Genomic DNA, 17,159 nt, shown 5'->3' with positions numbered 1-17,159 from the left:
GGGAACCGCAAATGGCCGCACCCGGCGAAAATCTGCGAATCAATTCAGACCGTTTGTGGGACTCCCTGATGGAGATGGCGAAGATCGGCCCCGGCATCGCCGGCGGCAACAATCGCCAGACGCTCACCGATTCCGACAAAGAGGGCCGCGCGCTTTTCAAGTCCTGGTGCGATGCGGCCGGGCTCTCGATGGGTGTCGACCAGATGGGCACCATGTTCATGACGCGCGCCGGCACCGATCCGGATGCGCTGCCGGTCTATGTCGGTTCCCACCTCGATACCCAGCCCACCGGCGGCAAATATGACGGTGTGCTCGGCGTGCTCTCGGGTCTGGAGGTTCTGCGTTCGCTCAACGATCTCGGCATCAAGACGAAGCATCCGATCGTCGTCACCAACTGGACCAATGAGGAGGGCGCGCGTTTCGCCCCGGCCATGCTTGCCTCCGGCGTGTTCGCCGGGGTGCATACACAGGACTACGCCTATGCCCGCAAGGATCTGGACGGCCTGACCTTCGGCGACGAGCTGAAGCGGATCGGCTGGGTCGGCGACGAGAAGGTCGGCGCGCGCAAGATGCATGCCTATTTCGAGTACCACATCGAGCAGGGACCGATTCTGGAGGCCGAGAACAAGCAGATCGGCGTGGTGACGCATTGCCAGGGCCTGTGGTGGCTGGAATTCACGCTGACCGGCAAGGAGGCGCATACCGGTTCGACGCCGATGACCATGCGCGTCAATGCCGGCCTCGCCATGGCGCGTATCCTGGAGATGGTGCAGACGGTGGCCATTGAGAACCAGCCGGGCGCCGTCGGCGGGGTCGGACAGGTCAAGTTTACACCCAATTCGCGCAACGTTTTGCCGGGCACCGTCGTCTTCACCGTCGACATCCGCTCGCCGGACCAGGCGAAGCTCGACGGCATGCGCGCCCGCATCGAGAAGGAAGCGCCGAAAATCTGTGAGGCGCTCGGGGTCAAATGCTCGGTCGAGGCAGTCGGCCATTTCGATCCGATAACCTTCGATCCGACGCTGGTCGGCCGCGTGCGCACCGCCGCCGAAAAGCTGGGCTACAGCCACATGAACATCATTTCCGGCGCCGGACACGACGCCTGCTGGGCGGCCAAGGTCGCGCCAGCGACCATGGTCATGTGCCCTTGCGTGGGCGGTCTCAGCCACAACGAGGCCGAGGAAATCTCCAAGGAATGGGCCGCGGCTGGCGCCGACGTGCTGTTCCATGCGGTGGTGGAGACGGCGGGGATCGTCGAATGAGCGACTAGAGCATTCCACCGTTTCACGGAAACGGTGGAATGCTCTAGTGTCTTTGTTTTAACGCAATTTCGGACGGAAAACCGCTTCACACTTTTCCTGAAATTGCTTCGGACCAATCACCTCGCAACGCCGCTCGCAAAGAAGCGCGAAAGAACAGGGGAACAGATATGACCAAAGTCATCCGAAACGGCACCATCGTGACGGCCGACCGCACGTGGAAGGCCGACGTGCTGATGCAGCACGGCAAGATCGTCGCCATCGGCTCCAACCTGCATGGCGATCATGAGTTCGACGCCACCGGCTGCTATGTCATGCCGGGCGGCATCGATCCGCACACCCATCTCGAAATGCCGTTCATGGGCACTTATTCGGCCGACGATTTCGAATCCGGCACGCGCGCGGCACTCTCCGGCGGCACGACCATGGTGGTCGATTTCTGCCTGCCGGCGCCGCAGCAGTCGCTGCTTGAGGCGCTGCAGATGTGGGACAACAAGACCTCGCAGGCGGCCTGCGACTATTCCTTCCACATGGCGATCACCTGGTGGGGCAAACAGGTGTTCGACGAGATGGCGACGGTGGTCGACAGGGGCATCACCTCGTTCAAGCACTTCATGGCCTACAAAGGCGCGCTGATGGTCGATGACGACGAGATGTATGCGTCGTTCCAGCGCTGCGCCGACCTCGGCGCGCTGCCGCTCGTCCATGCCGAGAATGGCGATGTGGTCGCGGCACTGTCTCAAAAGCTGTTGGCCGCCGGCAACAACGGCCCCGAGGGGCATGCCTACTCGCGTCCCCCGGAAGTGGAAGGCGAGGCGACAAATCGGGCCATCATGATCGCCGACATGGCCGGCGTGCCGCTCTATGTCGTGCATGTCTCGTGCGAGCAGAGCCATGAAGCCATCCGCCGAGCCCGCCAGAAGGGCATGCGGGTGTTCGGCGAGCCGCTGATCCAGCATCTGACGCTCGACGAGACCGAATATTTCAACAAGGACTGGGACCATGCGGCGCGCCGGGTGATGAGCCCGCCCTTCCGCAGCAAGTGGCACCAGGATTCGCTGTGGGCGGGCCTGCAGGCCGGCTCGCTGCAGGTGGTTGCGACCGACCACTGCTCCTTTACCACCAAGCAGAAACGCAACGGCATCGGCGACTTCACAAAAATCCCGAACGGCACCGGCGGCCTCGAGGACCGCCTGCCAGTGCTGTGGACGGCCGGCGTCAATACCGGCCGCCTGACAATGAACGAGTTCGTCGCGGTGACCTCGACCAACATCGCCAAGATCCTCAACATGTATCCGAAGAAGGGCGCGATCGTCGAAGGCGCCGATGCCGACATCGTCGTGTGGGACCCGAAGCGCAAGAAGACGATCTCGGCCAAGAAGCAGCAGTCGGTGATCGACTACAACGTCTTCGAAGGTTTTGAGGTGACCGGCCTGCCACGCTTCGTCTTCTCGCGCGGCGAATTGTCGATCGAGGAAGCGGACGTGAAGGCCAAGGCCGGGCATGGCGAGTTCGTGGCGCGTGAGCCGAACGCGGCGGTCAACCGGGCGCTGTCGACCTGGAAAGAGATTTCCGCGCCACGCAAGGTGGAGCGTACCGGCATTCCGGCCACGGGGGTCTGACCATGCGCGCTCTTCACCTTGCGATCGCGGCGGCCGCGATGCTGGCCGCCGGCCATGCATCGGCCGCCGGCATCGATCTCTCAAAACCTTATGGCGACAAATATGGCTGCATAAACCGGAACGGCCAGGAGGTCGCCGCCGACAAGATGCTGCTTCTGACCGACAAGGAATTGATCACGGCGGCCAGCGCCTGCACCTTCAGCGACAAGCAGCCCCAGGCCGACGGATCGCTGGTGGTGACGGCAAGATGCGAGGCGGAGGGCGAAGAAGGACAGGCGCCGACCAAGTTCACCATCAAGCGCAGCGCGAAGAACGCCAAGAAGCTGGTGGTGGCCGATGAAGAGGGCAATGTGATGGGCGAAGTCTCCCGGTGCAAATGACGGCGATCCCGTCAGTTCCTGTGAGGTGTGTTCGTTCCGGCCGCATTTATGCGACGCCAAGCGATGCCGCTTGGCTGCAAAATGCCCTAAGCGACGAGGCCATCCAGTTCGGGCAACAGGACGACGCTTTCCTGCTCGTTGGGATCGGTGCGGGCGATCACCGCCGAGGAGGGCGCCCCGCTCAGATTGGCGGGCAGATGCGGCACGCCGGCCGGAATGTAGAAGAGATCGCCGGCCTTGACGACGATGTGGTGCTCGAGCCGGTCGCCGTACCAGGTGTGGACCTCGCCCGAGAGCACGTAGATGGCCGTCTCGTGGCTTTCATGCATATGCGCCTTGGCGCGGGCGCCGGGCGGCATGGTGAGAAGATGCATGCAGATGCCGGAGGAGCCGACGGTCTCCGCGGCGATGCCGGCGAAATAGCTCAGCCCCTGCTTGCCCTGATAGGTGTTTTCGGGGCGAACGAGATGACAGGTGGGTTTAGGCGACATCGGCAAGCCTCCGGGCGGCGTCGATCGGGTGGGACAGGACGAGTGGAAAGCAACGCTATCATAAAATCAACCGGATTGCGGACGGCGCGGCAGCGGCTGCGAAAGGCAGGCTGCAGCCAATGAGTGAACAGCCGCCAGCCGTCGTTTCGGCAAGCAAGCTCGGCCTCACCTTCCAGACCAATGACGGTCCGGTGCAGGCGCTGTCCAATGTCGACCTCACCATCGGCAAGGGAGAGTTCGTTTCCTTCATCGGCCCGTCCGGCTGCTGCTGCGCGCATCGCCGATCTGGAAAGGGCGACATCCGGCACAATCTCCGTCAACGGCATGACGCCCGAGCAGGCGCGCGAGAAACGCGCTTACGGCTATGTCTTCCAGGCGGCAGCCTTGTTCCCGTGGCGCACCATCGAGCGCAATGTGGCGCTGCCGCTGGAGATCATCGGGCTCAGCCAGGCCGAGCAGGCGGAGCGCATCAAGCGCACGCTGGCGCTGGTCAATCTTTCTGGCTTCGAGAAGAAATATCCCTGGCAGCTTTCCGGCGGCATGCAGCAGCGCGCCTCGATCGCGCGCGCGCTCGCCTTCGACGCGGACCTTTTGTTGATGGACGAGCCGTTCGGCGCGCTGGACGAGATTGTGCGCGATCATCTGAACGAGCAGCTTCTCGACCTCTGGGCGCGGACCAACAAGACGATCTGCTTCGTCACCCATTCGATCCCCGAGGCGGTGTATCTGTCGACGCGCATCGTGGTGATGTCGCCGCGGCCCGGCCGCGTCACCGACATCATCGAATCGACGTTGCCGAAGGAGCGGCCGCTCGACATCCGCGAGACGCCGGAGTTTTTGGCCATCGCCGCGCGCGTGCGCGATGGGTTGAGGGCTGGGCACAGCTATGATGATTGACGGGAGGGCGAATGAGTGCGGACGACGCCGCCACGCCTTCGTCATCCTAGGGCGGAGCGACGCGAAGCGGAGCGCAGACCCTAGGATCCATGCCGTGACGTCGGCCGAAGGGTCCAAACGGTGCAGAATGGTCGCTAACCGCCGCAGAACGCAGGGAGTCTTATTCTGGACCGATGCGGAGCGTCGAAGTAACGGCATGGATCCTAGGGTCTGCGCTGCGTCGCTTCGCTCCTTGCTCCGCCCTAGGATGACGAAGAGCGGGTGCGCCACGGCACCCCAGTTCAAGCTGCCCTGCCTTCGCTTCGCTCCGGCCACCCTCTCCCCGGTGGGGAGAGGAGAAGGGGGGCGGCGCTAGATGGATAGCTTCCGCTCGAAAATCATCCCCGTCACCACCATCCTCGCCGGCGTGGTGGTGCTCTGGTACGTCTTTGCCGTCATCCTCAACGCGCCGTTCCAGCGCGATCTCGATCAACGAGGCAATGAGACGCCCGGCACGGTCGAGTTCATCGGCAAAACGCTGTCGCAGCCGAAGCCGACGCTGCCGGCGCCGCACCAGGTGGCGGTGAATTTCTTTGAGAACACTTTTCTGCGGTCCGTCACCTCGAACCGCAGCCTCGTCTACAACGCCTGGGTGACATTGTCCTCGACGCTGCTCGGCTTCGCCTTCGGCACCGCGCTCGGCATCCTCATTGCCGTGGGCATCGTGCATGTGGCGACATTCGACCGCAGCCTGATGCCGTGGATCATCGCCTCGCAGACCATTCCGATCCTGGCGGTGGCGCCGATGATCATCGTGGTGCTGGCGGCGATCGGCATCACCGGCCTGATCCCCAAGGCGCTGATCTCGACCTACCTGTCGTTCTTCCCCGTCGCCGTCGGCATGGTGAAAGGCCTCCGCTCGCCCGAGCTTATGCATCTCGATTTGATGCATACGTACAATGCCAGCGCCTCGCAGACCTTCTGGAAACTGCGCGTGCCGGCCTCGGTGCCGTTCCTGTTCACCTCGATGAAGGTGGCTGTCGCGGCAAGCCTGGTCGGCGCCATCGTCGGCGAGTTGCCGACCGGCGCGGTCGCGGGCATCGGCGCCAAGCTGCTTGCGGGCGCCTATTACAGCCAGACCATCGATATCTGGTCGGCGCTGGTCGCAGGCTCCATCGTCGCGGCGCTGCTCGTGATGGTAGTGGGCATCGCCGGGCGCCTCGTCGACCGCGCCATGGGCGGGAGGCCGGCATGACCTGGCTGAGGCCGTCCTGGCAAGCGGCGCTGGCAATCCTGCTTTGCCTCACCGCCTTTGCGCTCGGCGCGATGACGAAGCCGGAGGCAGCCGCGCTGGCGGACCCGGCCGCAACGCTGGCCTATCCCTATATGGGCGCAAAGGGGCTGATCATCGGGCTGCTGCTCATCGCGGCGCTGGTTTCGATCGCAAAGCTAACGCCGCTCGTGGAGGCGATCGTGCTCTTCGTCGGCGCCCATGCCGCCGCTTGGCTGCTGATCAAGGGCATAACCGGTTTCGAAGGCACTGCGCTGGCCCCGTATTTCCTGCTGCTTGCCGCCGCCTGGCTGCTCGCCTGGCGTTGCGTTGCGCTGTTGTCTTCGTTGCGCCCGAACCAAAGCGTCGCGAGGAACGCATTGCGCCTGATTATCCCGGCGATCTTCGGCGCCTGGATCTTGATCATCTGGGAAGCGGTGACGCGCGGCGCGGGCATCCCCTTCATCCTCTTGCCCCCGCCGAGCGCTATCGGCGCGCGCATCGCCAACTCGCTGCCGATCCTGGGCTCGGATGTGCGGCAGACGATCTTCAAGGCGGTGCTGATCGGCTATGTCGTTGGCAACCTCGCCGGCTTCGCCGTCGCCATCCTCGCAGACCGCGTGCCGTTCCTGCGGCGCGGGCTCTTGCCGATCGGCAATATGGTGTCGGCGCTGCCGATCATCGGCGTGGCGCCGATCATGGTCATGTGGTTCGGCTTCGACTGGCCGTCCAAGGCCGCTGTCGTCATCATCATGACCTTCTTTCCGATGCTGGTGAACACGGTCGCAGGGCTGGCCGCATCCGGGCATATGGAGCGCGACCTGATGCGCACCTATGCCTCCGGTTACTGGCCGACGCTGCTCAAGCTCAGGCTGCCGGCGGCAATGCCTTTCATCTTCAATGCGCTGAAGATCAACTCGACGCTGGCCCTGATCGGCGCCATCGTCGCCGAGTTCTTCGGCACGCCTGTGGTCGGCATGGGATTCCGCATCTCGACGGAAGTCGGGCGGATGAACATCGACATGGTGTGGGCCGAAATCGCAGTTGCAGCACTGGCGGGTTCGGTCTTTTATGGCGTGGTCGCTCTCGTCGAGAGAGCCGTCACGTTTTGGCATCCCTCTGTCCGAGGTGGATAGGGGCGGTGGGTTTGGGCACTAACTTCAGAGGGTAAAAACATGAAAAGACTGCTAATTTCCGCTTTGGCCGGCGCCATGTCGCTGGCCGCCTTCCAGGCGATGGCCGCCGACAAGGTTACACTGCAATTGAAATGGGTCACGCAGGCCCAGTTCGCCGGCTATTATGTCGCCAAGGCCAAGGGCTTCTATGACGCCGAAGGCCTCGACGTCGACATCAAGCCGGGCGGCCCGGATATCGCGCCCGAGCAGGTGATCGCCGGCGGCGGCGCCGATGTCATCGTCGACTGGATGGGCGGCGCGCTGGCGGCCCGCGACAAAGGCGTGGGGCTCGTCAACATCGCCCAGCCGTTCAAGAAGGCCGGCATGGAACTGGTCTGCCCGAAGGCCGGTCCGATCAAGACGGAAGCCGACTTCAAGGGCCACACCCTCGGCGTCTGGTTCTTCGGCAACGAATATCCCTTCTACGCCTGGATGAACAAGATCGGCCTCAAGACCGATGGCGGCCCGGACGGCGTCACCGTGCTCAAGCAGAGCTTTGACGTGCAGCCGCTGATCCAGAAGCAGGCCGACTGCATCTCGGTCATGACCTATAACGAATACGGTCAGGTGCTGGATGCCGGCTACAAGCCCGAGGACCTGATCGTCTTCAACTACTCGGCCATGGGCAACGACCTTTTGGAAGACGGGCTCTACACGCTCGAGGACAAGCTCAAGGATCCGGCCTTCGAGGACAAGATGGTTCGCTTCGTGCGCGCCTCGATGAAGGGCTGGAAATACGCTACCGAGAACACCGACGAGGCGGCGGAAATCGTCGTCGACGCCGGCGGCCAGGACGAGAACCACCAGAAGTTCATGATGAAGGAAGTGGCCAAGCTGGTCGACAATGCCGACGGCAAGCTGATCCCGGCCGCTTACGAGCGCACCGCCAAGGCGCTGCTCGACCAGAAGATCATCAGCAAGGAGGCAAGCGGCGCCTACACGACCGCGATCACCGACAAGGCGATCAAGTAAGCTCGGGTCTCTACAGCCGATATTGAAAGGGGGGCGACCGCCCCTTTTTCTTGCCCGCGGTAAAATAATCGTGTGCCGGGATACATCCGGCGACCCAACCGTTGATTGGCGCATCCGCACGTCGGGGAGCCGTGGAGGATGCTGCAATCAACGGAGGTTCTTCATGCGCATCCTATCCGTGCCGATGCTTTCGGCCTTGGCCGTCTCGACCGCCTTCCTTCTCGCATCGCCGGCCATGGCCGAGACGATGAAGTTCAAGGCGACGCTCGATGGCGGCCAGCAGAGCCCGCCCGTCACCACCAAGGGCAAGGGGACCGCCACACTGACCTTTGACACGACAAGCAAGAAGCTCAGCTGGAACGTCAAATATTCCGGCCTCAGCGGGCCTGCCGTGGCTGCCCACATCCACGGTCCGGCGGACATGGGCGCGAACGCGGACCCGGTCATCCCGTTAAAGAAGCTGAAGAGCCCGATCAAGGGATCGGCGACGCTGACGGACGCGCAGGCGGCCGATCTCGAGGCCGGCAAATACTATGTCAACGTCCACACCGCCAAGAACAAGGACGGCGAGATCCGCGGCCAGATCGAGAAGGCGATGTAGCACGGCGAATTGCATTGAACTTTGAAGGCTGGCGGGACAGCGCCCCCTCTGTCCTGCCGGCCATCTCCCCCACAAGGGGGGAGATCAGATGTCACGCCGGCTTTCGCCAATCACCAGCGTTTCAAAAGGGCGGGGCGATGGAACTGCTAATCTCCCCCTTGTGGGGGAGATGGCCGGCAGGCCAGAGGGGGGCGAAGGATCGCTGCCTATACCTTGCAGGCACTCAGCTCTTGTTGCGGATCTGCGTCAGCGTGCGGGTCGGCGTGATCGCTTCGGGATCGAGCTTGATCTCGACGATCGCCGGCTTGCCGCTGGCCAGCGCGCGTTCGAAGGCCGGCGCGAAGTCGGTGGTCTTTTCCACCGTCTCGCCATGGCCGCCATAGGCGCGGGCGAGCGCCGCGAAATTCGGGTTCTTGAGTTCGGTGGCGACGACGCGGCTCGGATATTCCCGCTCCTGATGCATGCGGATCGTGCCGTAAATGCCGTTGTTGACGACGATGACGATGATCGGAAGGTCGTACTGAACAGCGGTCGCGAACTCCTGGCCGTTCATCAGGAAGCAGCCGTCGCCGGCGAAGGCTATCACGGTGCGATCCGGGAACAGTGACTTGGCGGCGACGGCCGCGGGCGTGCCGTAGCCCATCGAGCCGGAAGTAGGCGCCGCCTGCGTGCCGAAGCGGCGGGTGCGGTAGAAGCGATGCACCCAGGTGGCGTAGTTGCCGGCGCCGTTGGTGAGGATGGCGTCTTCCGGCAGGACCTTTCCAAGATGCTCGATGATCGGGCCCATCTGCACGGCGCCTGGGCCGGTCTGAGGGGGCGTCGACCATTCGAGATAGGCGGCATGCGCCTTTTCCACCTCGGCCGCCCAGGAAGGGCTGGCGGCGGGCTTGCATTTGGCGAAGGCCTCGACGAAAGCGGCGGGCGAGGCATTGATCGCAATCGTCGGCCGGTAGACGCGGCCAAGCTCGCCGGCGTCGGCATGGACATGCACCAGCGCCTGGTCGGGGTAGGGGCTTTTCAACAGCGTGTAGTCGGAAGACGGCATCTCGCCCAGGCGGCCGCCGATCAAAAGCACGACGTCGGCCTGCTTGATCCGCTCCGCGAGCTTGGGATTGATGCCGATGCCGACATCGCCGGCGTAATTCGGATGGAGATGGTCGAACAGCATCTGACGGCGGAAGGAGCAGCCGACCGGCAGCGACCACGTCTCGGCGATCACGCGCATCTGCGCCACGGCTTCCTCGTTCCAGCGCGTGCCGCCGAGGATGACGAAGGGACGCTTGGCGTTGGCGAGCAGCATTTGCGCCGCATCGAGCTCGGCTTCGCCGGGACGCGTCTCGACCGGCGTGTGCGGAAGGGCTGCCGGAGCCTCGACCTCGCTGGTCAGCATGTCCTCGGGCAGCGAGATGACCACAGGGCCGGGGCGTCCTGACGTCGCGACCGAGAAAGCGCGGGTGACGAATTCGGGAATGCGCGTGGCATCGTCGATCTCGACCACCCATTTGGCGATGTCGCCGAAGAAACGCTTGTAGTCGACCTCCTGGAAGGCCTCGCGTTCCTTGGCGTGGCTGGCGACCTGGCCGATGAACAGGATCATCGGCACCGAATCCTGCATGGCGATGTGGACGCCTGCCGAGGCGTTGGTGGCGCCGGGGCCGCGGGTGACGAAGCAGATGCCGGGATTGCCGGTCAACCGTCCCTGGCAGTCGGCCATCATCGCGGCACCGCCCTCCTGGCGGCAGACGATGGTGCGGATCGAGGAGTCATGCAGCGCGTCGAGCACCGCGAGATAGGATTCGCCCGGAACGCAGAAGATGCGGTCGGTGCCGTTCGCCTCGAGCGCCTCGACGATCAGTTGTCCGCCGGTCTTCATTTTGCTTTCTCCAATTCGGCAAGGATTTCTGCGGTGTGCTCGCCAAGGCGCGGCGAGGGGCGCTCATAGACGAGCGGTGTGCCCGACATCACCATCGGCGCGCGCACCGAGGGCAGGCGGTTGCCATGGCCGTCGTCAAGGTCGAGCCGCATCCCGCGCGCGATGGTCTGCGGGTCGGCGAACATCTGGCCGATCGTGTTGATCGGGCTCGCCGGCACTCCGGCAGCCTCCAGCTTCGCCAGCAGCGGATCGCGGTCGAATGTAGCCAGCCTCTCGATAATCGTCTCACGCAACCTTGCGCGGTTGGCGACCCGCGCGGGGTTGGTGGCGAAATCCGGATTAGCGGGCAGATCGGCGAGACCGACCACGGCGCAGAACTTGCCGAACTGGCCGTCATTGCCGACAGCCAGGATAATGTGGCCATCCTTCACCGGCAGCACTTCATAGGGCGCTATGTTCATATGCGCATTGCCCATCTGCACCGGCGACTTGCCGGAGACCAGATAGTTGAGGTTCTGGTTGCCGAGCGCCGAGATCTGGCTGTCATAAAGAGCCATGTCGATGTGCTGGCCCTCGCCGGTCCTTTCGGCATGGCGAAGCGCGGCCTGGATGGCGATCACCGAATAGAGGCCGGTAAAGAGGTCGGAGATGGCGACGCCGGCCTTCTGCGGCTCGCGGCCCGGCTCGCCGGTGATCGACATCATGCCAGCCATGGCCTGGATGATGAAATCGTAGCCGGCGCGGGGCGCATAGGGACCGTCCTGGCCGAAGCCGGTGATCGAGCAATAGACGAGGCGCGGATTGATCGCCTTCAGGCTTTCATAATCGAGGCCGTATTTCTTGAGGCCGCCGAGCTTGAAGTTCTCGATCAGCACATCGGCGGTGGCGACCAGCTTGCGCAGCGTCTCGGCGCCTTCGGACTGGGAGAAATCGATGGCGATCGAACGCTTGCCGCGATTGCAGGAATGGTAGTAGGCGGCCGAGAGGTTCTCGCCGTCATGGCTCATGACGAAGGGCGGGCCCCATTTGCGGGTATCGTCGCCGCCGTCCGGGCTCTCGACCTTGATGACGTCGGCGCCGAGGTCGGCCAGCAATTGCCCGGCCCAGGGGCCGGCCAGGATGCGGGCAAGCTCTATAACGCGGATGCCTTTCAGCGGGGGTTCGGCCATGGATCACCGTGTTCTAACGAAAGGCAGCCTCTAGCAACCCGCACCGGTCGTGTCACGACCCATGCAGTAGGCCAAGCCGGATCAGGGTTTCAGCACGCCGTCAGCCCAGGCGGCGAAATCGTTCATGACGGTGTCGCGGTTGATCTCGTTCAGGCTTTCATGGCGGGTTTCCGGGTAAACCTTTGAAACCAGATTCGAAAAGCCCATCGCTTGCATGCGCTTTGCCAAATGATGGACGGCCTTGCCGTAGTCCGACGCGGGATCCTTCTCGCCACCGATGAGATTGACGGGTAGGTCGCGGCGCACGGCTGCGAAACTTGAATCCTTGCCGGCGTGCTGCGCCATGTTGACGACATCGCGCCACATCGAGATCGAGGCGTCCCAGCCGCAGAGCGGGTCGACGACATATTTGTCGACCTCGGCAGGGTCGCGCGACAGCCAGTCGAACAGGGTTCGGTGGTTGGGCACTGCCTTGCCCCAGGCCTGGAAGGTGAGCTTGGGCAGGAGGCGCGACGGCACGTCGGAGCCCAGCCGCATCCGCTCCCAGCCGAGGATGAGCAGCGCCAACTGGCCGAGAAGCCCTTGCGAGAAATTGCCGTTCCAGATCGCGGCGGCGCGGACGCGCTGCGAATGGCGCAGCACGAAGTTCAGAGCGATCGAGGCGCCCAACGAATGCCCGAAAACGATCACCGGCAGTCCCGGGTGCTCTTTCGCGATCAGGTCGTGAACGGCGTCAACATCGGCGATCACCTTGGCGATGCCGTCGCTGTCCGCGAACTTGCCGATCGGCGCGTCGGGCGCTTTCGTCGCGCCATGACCGCGGTGATCGTGGGCATAGACATGGAAACCGCGCGGCGCGAGGTAGTCGGCAAAGCGGGCGTAGCGCGCAGCATGCTCGGCCAGACCATGGTTGATCTGCACCATGGCGCGTGGCTTCGCCTCAGCGTGTTTCACATAGAGGTTGAGCTCGGCCCCGGTCGGTGAGGCCAGGCTGGTTTGCTTGTCAAATGGCATGTCTCGCTCCCTCGGCGACTGTTGGGCGAGGGCGCCACATACGTCAAGTGGATGGGCGGCTTGCGGACACGCCGATGGAGCGCTCAGCTGGGGATTGTTCTTCGCACGGTGAAAAAAGATCGCAATTCTGACACGCCGGCTGTTCTAGTGTGACGAATCCAACACGGATCAATGATCGCCGGGAGAGCGGGAATGCGGGTTTGGGCATTGTGGGGTTCGATGGTGCTGGCTCTGGTCGGCGCCGGCGCGGCGCATGCCGACGTGAAGATGAGCGGAACTTTCGTGGCCGACAGCGCCTGTCCGGCGACGCAGGCGATCAAGAACGGTAAGAACCCCGGCAACATCTCGACCGAAGCAGGCAAGTCCTACGATCTTCTTGCCGGCAACAAGGACGAGCCGACCCATTATCTCATCCAGGTGCCGGGCGCCGACCCCGAGCGGCGCTGGGTGAAGATCAGCTGCGGCCATGTCAGCGGCGGCAGCGCGGCGACCACCTCGGCGCCGTCCGGCCAGACCAAGCCGTCGGCCTCCGGAAAACCCGAATATGTCTTTGCGCTGAGCTGGGAGCCGGCCTTCTGCGAGACCAAGGCAAGCAAGCCCGAATGCAAGGCGCAGAATCCCACCGAGTTCGATGCCTCGCATTTCACGCTGCATGGATTGTGGCCGCAGCCGAACGGCAATTTCTATTGCCAGGTGCCGGCGGCCGACAAAGCCAATGACAATCCGGCGCATTGGGGAGATTTGCCGCCGGTAAAGCTCGACGCGAACACGCGCGCCGAGCTCGACCAGGTGATGCCAGGCACCGCCTCCAAGCTGGAGCGGCATGAATGGATCAAGCACGGCACCTGCTACGGCAAGAGCCAGCAGGAGTATTTCTCCGATGCGCTCAATCTGATGCGGGCGGTGAACGCTTCCCAGGTGCGCGATCTCTTCACCAAGAACATCGGCAAGCAATTGACCTCCGACCAGATCCGCGGCGCCTTCAACGCGGCCTTCGGCGCCGGCGCCGGGGACCGCGTGCGCGTCTCCTGTCTGGTCGACCCGTCGAGCGGCCGGCGTCTGATCGGCGAGATCACGCTCGGCCTGTCAGGCCCGATCGGGCCCGACAGCAAGCTCGCCGACCTCCTCATGGCGTCCGCGCCGACAGCCAAGGCCGGCTGTCCGAAGGGGACGGTCGACGCGATCGGTTTCCAGTAGGCGGGATTGATTGAGCAGGCCGTTCTTGGTCAGGCCGATCTGGGCGTCGCCTGGATGATGATCGGCTCGCTGCCTGGTTCGCCGACTACGCGGTCGCGGCCGCTGAATTTGGCCTTGTAGAGACGCTGATCGGCCAGCGCGAAGATGTCGGCCAGGGAGCGTGTCGTCTCGCTGACGGTGGAGACGCCGGCGCTCACCGTGATGTTGAAGCGGGCAGTATGCCCCGAGGTCTTGGTGGCGTTCCTGATGGTCTCCCCGAGCAGCCTGGCGGGCGCGTGCGACTGTTGCGTCAGTATGGCGAATTCCTCGCCGCCGATCCGGAACACCTGATCGTTGCCGCCGATCGTCTCGGCCAGCAGCACGGCCATCGATTTCAACACCTTGTCGCCCTCGGCGTGGCCGAAGCGGTCATTGATCGACTTGAAATGGTCGACGTCGACGATGAGGAGGCTGAGCGGCTTGCCCATCCTGATGGCGGCCGTGACCGCGGATTCGCCGTCGGCATCGAAGCTGCCGCGATGCAGCAGGCCGGTAAGACCGTCGCGGCCGACATATTTGACCAGGGCCTCATAGCGTTCGCGATAGGTGAGGGTGTCGAAGATGTCGGAGAGGCCGCGCGGTACGGCGACATCATTGTCCTCGATCCATTTGAGATAGGCTATGAGCATGCCGCTATAGGCAAGCGCGGCGCCCATCTTGGCGAGCCAGCCCCCGAAGAAGACCTCGATCGGCGCGCCGGCGACGAAATGCAGCGCGGTGAAGAAGCCGGCCTGATCGAAGGTGAGCACGCAGGCGACCGATGCTAGGATGCGCATGAACGGCCTGGCGCGCAGATAGGCGCCGAGCTTCTCGTAGAGCAGGATGATCAGGATGGCGTCGATGAAGAGCAGCGAGGTGCCCCACACCATCAGCCAGCCCATCTCGTCGATGAAGGCGATGTCGGGCATCCTGCCGTCGGGAAGCGGCGAAACGGCGTGCAGCCGCAGGATCAGCACCAGGCCGATCATCAGCGCGTTGCCGAGCAAAAGACCGTAGATCGGCTGCCGGACGGTCGCCGCATCCTCCTTCATGTAGAGCAGTAGGATCATCACCAGCTTGCCGGAGAACAGCACGGCGGAGCCCGGCGACACCAGCCCGAACGGCAGCGCGACATAAAAGACGCTGGCGAGGTAGGTTTCGAGGAAGTGCATGACGCCGAGCGCGCAGATGAACACGCCAAGCCCGATGCGTCGCCGGAAGCGGAAAAGCGTGACCATGGCGCCGAAATACAGAACCGCTTCGGCAAGGAGCAGGGCACCGTTCAGCACGTCGTCGATCCGATCTTTCCCCGAAACCGCGGCATGGCCGCCAATTTGCCAACCTATTAGCGTTTTGAAGGCGAATGGTTAACCGCTGATTTCAAGCCATGGCCGGCGGCGGTGAAAAGCTATGGACGGAGTGGGACCGCAAAACCGGCGAATGCGCGCCGTTTGACGGCCTGCGCGCCGAAAGCGATTGCCGTGCAGCGCTTCATCGCCTACATAGCGCGCAACCCCCATTCACTTTGACACTTCAGTTTCCAGGGAAAGCGCGCGTGGCTCGCCAGTTCATCTATCACATGTCAGGCCTGTCGAAGGCCTATGGCACCAAGAAGGTGCTCGATAACGTTCACCTGTCCTTCTATCCGGACGCCAAGATCGGCATCCTCGGCCCCAACGGTTCGGGCAAGTCGACGATCCTGCGCATCATGGCCGGGCTCGACAAGGAATTCCAGGGCGAGGCGTGGCTGGCAGAAGGCGCGACCGTCGGTTACCTGGCGCAGGAACCGCAGCTCGACAACACCAAGACCGTGCGTGAAAACGTCATGGACGGCGTCGCCAGGAAGACCGCCATCATCGAGCGCTACAACGAGCTGATGATGAACTATTCCGACGAGACGGCCGACGAGTCGGCCAAGCTCCAGGACGAGATGGACCGCCTCAATCTGTGGGATCTCGAGCAGCAGGTCGAGATGGCGATGGACGCGCTGCAGTGTCCGCCGCCGGAGTCCGAAGTGACCAACCTGTCGGGCGGTGAGCGTCGCCGCGTGGCGCTTTGCCGCCTGCTGCTCGAACAGCCCGACCTCTTGCTGCTCGACGAACCGACCAACCATCTCGACGCCGAGACCACGCAGTGGCTGGAAAAGCATCTGCGCGACTATCCGGGCTCGGTGCTGATCATCACCCACGACCGCTACTTCCTCGACAACGTCACCGGCTGGATCCTCGAGCTCGATCGCGGCCGCGGCATTCCTTACGAGGGTAACTACACCAAATATCTCGACGCCAAGGCCAAGCGCCTGATCCAGGAAGGGCGCGAGGACGACGCCCGCCAGAAGTCGATCTGGCGCGAGCGCGAGTGGATCCAGTCCTCGCCCAAGGCGCGCCAGACCAAGTCGAAGGCGCGCATCAAGGCCTATGAGGAATTGGTCGAGCAGTCGCAGAACCGCAAGCCGACCGACACGCAGATCGTCATCCCGGCGAGCGAGCGCCTCGGCAATGTCGTCATCGAGGTCGAAGGCCTCAACAAGGGCTTTGGCGACGAGCTCCTGATCGAGAACCTGTCGTTCAAGCTGCCGCCGGGCGGCATCGTCGGCGTGATCGGCCCGAACGGCGCCGGCAAGACGACGCTGTTCAAGATGGTAACAGGGCAGGAAAAGCCGGATGCCGGCTCGATCCGCATCGGCGAGACGGTCAAGCTCGGCTATGTCGACCAGAGCCGCGACGCGCTCGACCCGAACAAGACGGTGTGGGAAGAGATCTCCGGCGGCGCCGAGGTCATCAAGCTCGGCAAGCACGAGGTCAACAGCCGCGCCTATTGCTCGTCCTTCAACTTCCGCGGCGGCGACCAGCAGCAGAAGGTCGGCAACCTTTCGGGCGGCCAGCGCAACCGCGTCCATCTGGCCAAGATGCTGAAGGGCGGCGGCAATGTGCTGCTGCTCGACGAACCGACCAACGACCTCGACACCGAAACGCTGGCCGCGCTGGAAGATGCGCTCGAAGCCTATGCCGGCTGCGCGGTCATCATCAGCCACGACCGCATGTTCCTCGACCGCATGGCCACGCACATGCTCGCCTTCGAGGGCGACGCGCATGTCGAATGGTTCGAAGGCAATTTCGAGGAGTATGAGAAGGACAAGCTGCGCCGCCTCGGTGCGGAAGCGGCGGCGCCACACCGCATGACGCACAAGCGGCTGACAAGGTAGCATCGGTCCGAAGGGGCGGCGAACAGAGCGAGGGTCT

The 17,159-nt window shown here is 63.7% G+C and carries 14 protein-coding genes and 1 pseudogene; 10 read left to right on the top strand and 5 right to left on the bottom strand.

All coding sequences use genetic code 11. From position 1 onward, the window contains the following. Positions 1 to 11 precede the first annotated feature (11 nt). The 3 genes from EJ068_RS04355 (at position 12) to EJ068_RS04345 (ending at position 3,261) form a co-directional block, all read left to right on the top strand. Positions 12 to 1,262, top strand: a complete 1,251-nt coding sequence (locus EJ068_RS04355) for a Zn-dependent hydrolase (protein ID WP_127250668.1) — start codon at positions 12 to 14, stop codon at positions 1,260 to 1,262. Between the two features lie 167 nt (positions 1,263 to 1,429). After that, on the top strand, positions 1,430 to 2,881 hold the full coding sequence (hydA, locus tag EJ068_RS04350) for a dihydropyrimidinase (RefSeq protein WP_127250669.1): 1,452 nt from the start codon (positions 1,430 to 1,432) through the stop codon (positions 2,879 to 2,881). Between the two features lie 2 nt (positions 2,882 to 2,883). Next, positions 2,884 to 3,261: a hypothetical protein gene (locus EJ068_RS04345; protein ID WP_127250670.1), complete on the top strand. Its 378-nt coding sequence runs from the start codon at positions 2,884 to 2,886 to the stop codon at positions 3,259 to 3,261. Positions 3,262 to 3,347: 86 nt separating this feature from the next. On the opposite strand, the gene EJ068_RS04340 is transcribed toward EJ068_RS04345, so the two are convergent. Beyond that, the gene (locus tag EJ068_RS04340) at positions 3,348 to 3,758 is read right to left on the bottom strand and encodes a cupin domain-containing protein (RefSeq protein ID WP_189342085.1); all 411 of its coding nucleotides are present in this window, start codon (positions 3,756 to 3,758) and stop codon (positions 3,348 to 3,350) included. Positions 3,759 to 3,871: 113 nt separating this feature from the next. Here EJ068_RS04340 and EJ068_RS04335 point away from each other — a divergent pair. The 5 genes and pseudogenes from EJ068_RS04335 to EJ068_RS04310 all read left to right on the top strand — a co-directional run bounded on the left by EJ068_RS04335 (position 3,872) and on the right by EJ068_RS04310 (position 8,646). After that, positions 3,872 to 4,649: pseudogene (locus tag EJ068_RS04335) on the top strand (ABC transporter ATP-binding protein). 355 nt (positions 4,650 to 5,004) lie between these two features. Then, positions 5,005 to 5,883 carry an ABC transporter permease gene (locus tag EJ068_RS04325; protein WP_127250673.1) on the top strand — a complete coding sequence of 293 codons (879 nt, stop codon included), beginning with the start codon at positions 5,005 to 5,007 and terminating at the stop codon, positions 5,881 to 5,883. Beyond that, complete coding sequence (locus tag EJ068_RS04320; RefSeq protein WP_127250674.1) at positions 5,880 to 7,034, top strand: ABC transporter permease; 1,155 nt, start codon at positions 5,880 to 5,882, stop codon at positions 7,032 to 7,034. Before EJ068_RS04325 ends, EJ068_RS04320 begins: the two co-directional genes overlap by 4 nt. Positions 7,035 to 7,073: 39 nt before the next feature. Beyond that, on the top strand, positions 7,074 to 8,045 hold the full coding sequence (locus EJ068_RS04315; RefSeq protein WP_042637338.1) for an ABC transporter substrate-binding protein: 972 nt from the start codon (positions 7,074 to 7,076) through the stop codon (positions 8,043 to 8,045). A gap of 163 nt (positions 8,046 to 8,208) precedes the next feature. Next, positions 8,209 to 8,646 carry a CHRD domain-containing protein gene (locus EJ068_RS04310; protein WP_127250675.1) on the top strand — a complete coding sequence of 146 codons (438 nt, stop codon included), beginning with the start codon at positions 8,209 to 8,211 and terminating at the stop codon, positions 8,644 to 8,646. Between the two features lie 223 nt (positions 8,647 to 8,869). Here EJ068_RS04310 and EJ068_RS04300 read toward each other — a convergent pair whose 3' ends face one another. The 3 genes from EJ068_RS04300 to EJ068_RS04290 form a co-directional block, all read right to left on the bottom strand. Beyond that, the gene (locus EJ068_RS04300; RefSeq protein WP_127250676.1) at positions 8,870 to 10,519 is read right to left on the bottom strand and encodes a thiamine pyrophosphate-binding protein; all 1,650 of its coding nucleotides are present in this window, start codon (positions 10,517 to 10,519) and stop codon (positions 8,870 to 8,872) included. Next, positions 10,516 to 11,688, bottom strand: coding sequence for a CaiB/BaiF CoA-transferase family protein (locus EJ068_RS04295; RefSeq protein ID WP_127250677.1), 1,173 nt, complete (start codon positions 11,686 to 11,688; stop codon positions 10,516 to 10,518). Before EJ068_RS04295 ends, EJ068_RS04300 begins: the two co-directional genes overlap by 4 nt. A gap of 81 nt (positions 11,689 to 11,769) precedes the next feature. Then, complete coding sequence (locus EJ068_RS04290) at positions 11,770 to 12,702, bottom strand: alpha/beta hydrolase (RefSeq protein WP_127250678.1); 933 nt, start codon at positions 12,700 to 12,702, stop codon at positions 11,770 to 11,772. Positions 12,703 to 12,894: 192 nt separating this feature from the next. On the opposite strand from EJ068_RS04290, the gene EJ068_RS04285 reads away from it, so the two are divergent. After that, positions 12,895 to 13,899, top strand: coding sequence for a ribonuclease (locus EJ068_RS04285; protein WP_127250679.1), 1,005 nt, complete (start codon positions 12,895 to 12,897; stop codon positions 13,897 to 13,899). Positions 13,900 to 13,928: 29 nt separating this feature from the next. Here EJ068_RS04285 and EJ068_RS04280 read toward each other — a convergent pair whose 3' ends face one another. Further along, positions 13,929 to 15,206, bottom strand: a complete 1,278-nt coding sequence (locus EJ068_RS04280; protein ID WP_127250680.1) for a GGDEF domain-containing protein — start codon at positions 15,204 to 15,206, stop codon at positions 13,929 to 13,931. A gap of 266 nt (positions 15,207 to 15,472) precedes the next feature. Here EJ068_RS04280 and ettA point away from each other — a divergent pair, with 266 nt between their 5' ends. After that, a complete protein-coding gene (ettA, locus tag EJ068_RS04275; protein ID WP_126060051.1) occupies positions 15,473 to 17,122 on the top strand; it encodes an energy-dependent translational throttle protein EttA in 1,650 nt (549 codons plus the stop codon). Positions 17,123 to 17,159 lie beyond the last annotated feature (37 nt).

Origin of the sequence: Mesorhizobium sp. M2A.F.Ca.ET.043.02.1.1 (assembly GCF_003952405.1) — a bacterium.
Taxonomy (GTDB): Bacteria; Pseudomonadota; Alphaproteobacteria; order Rhizobiales; family Rhizobiaceae; genus Mesorhizobium.
This window is presented reverse-complemented; position numbering and strand designations above follow the sequence as displayed.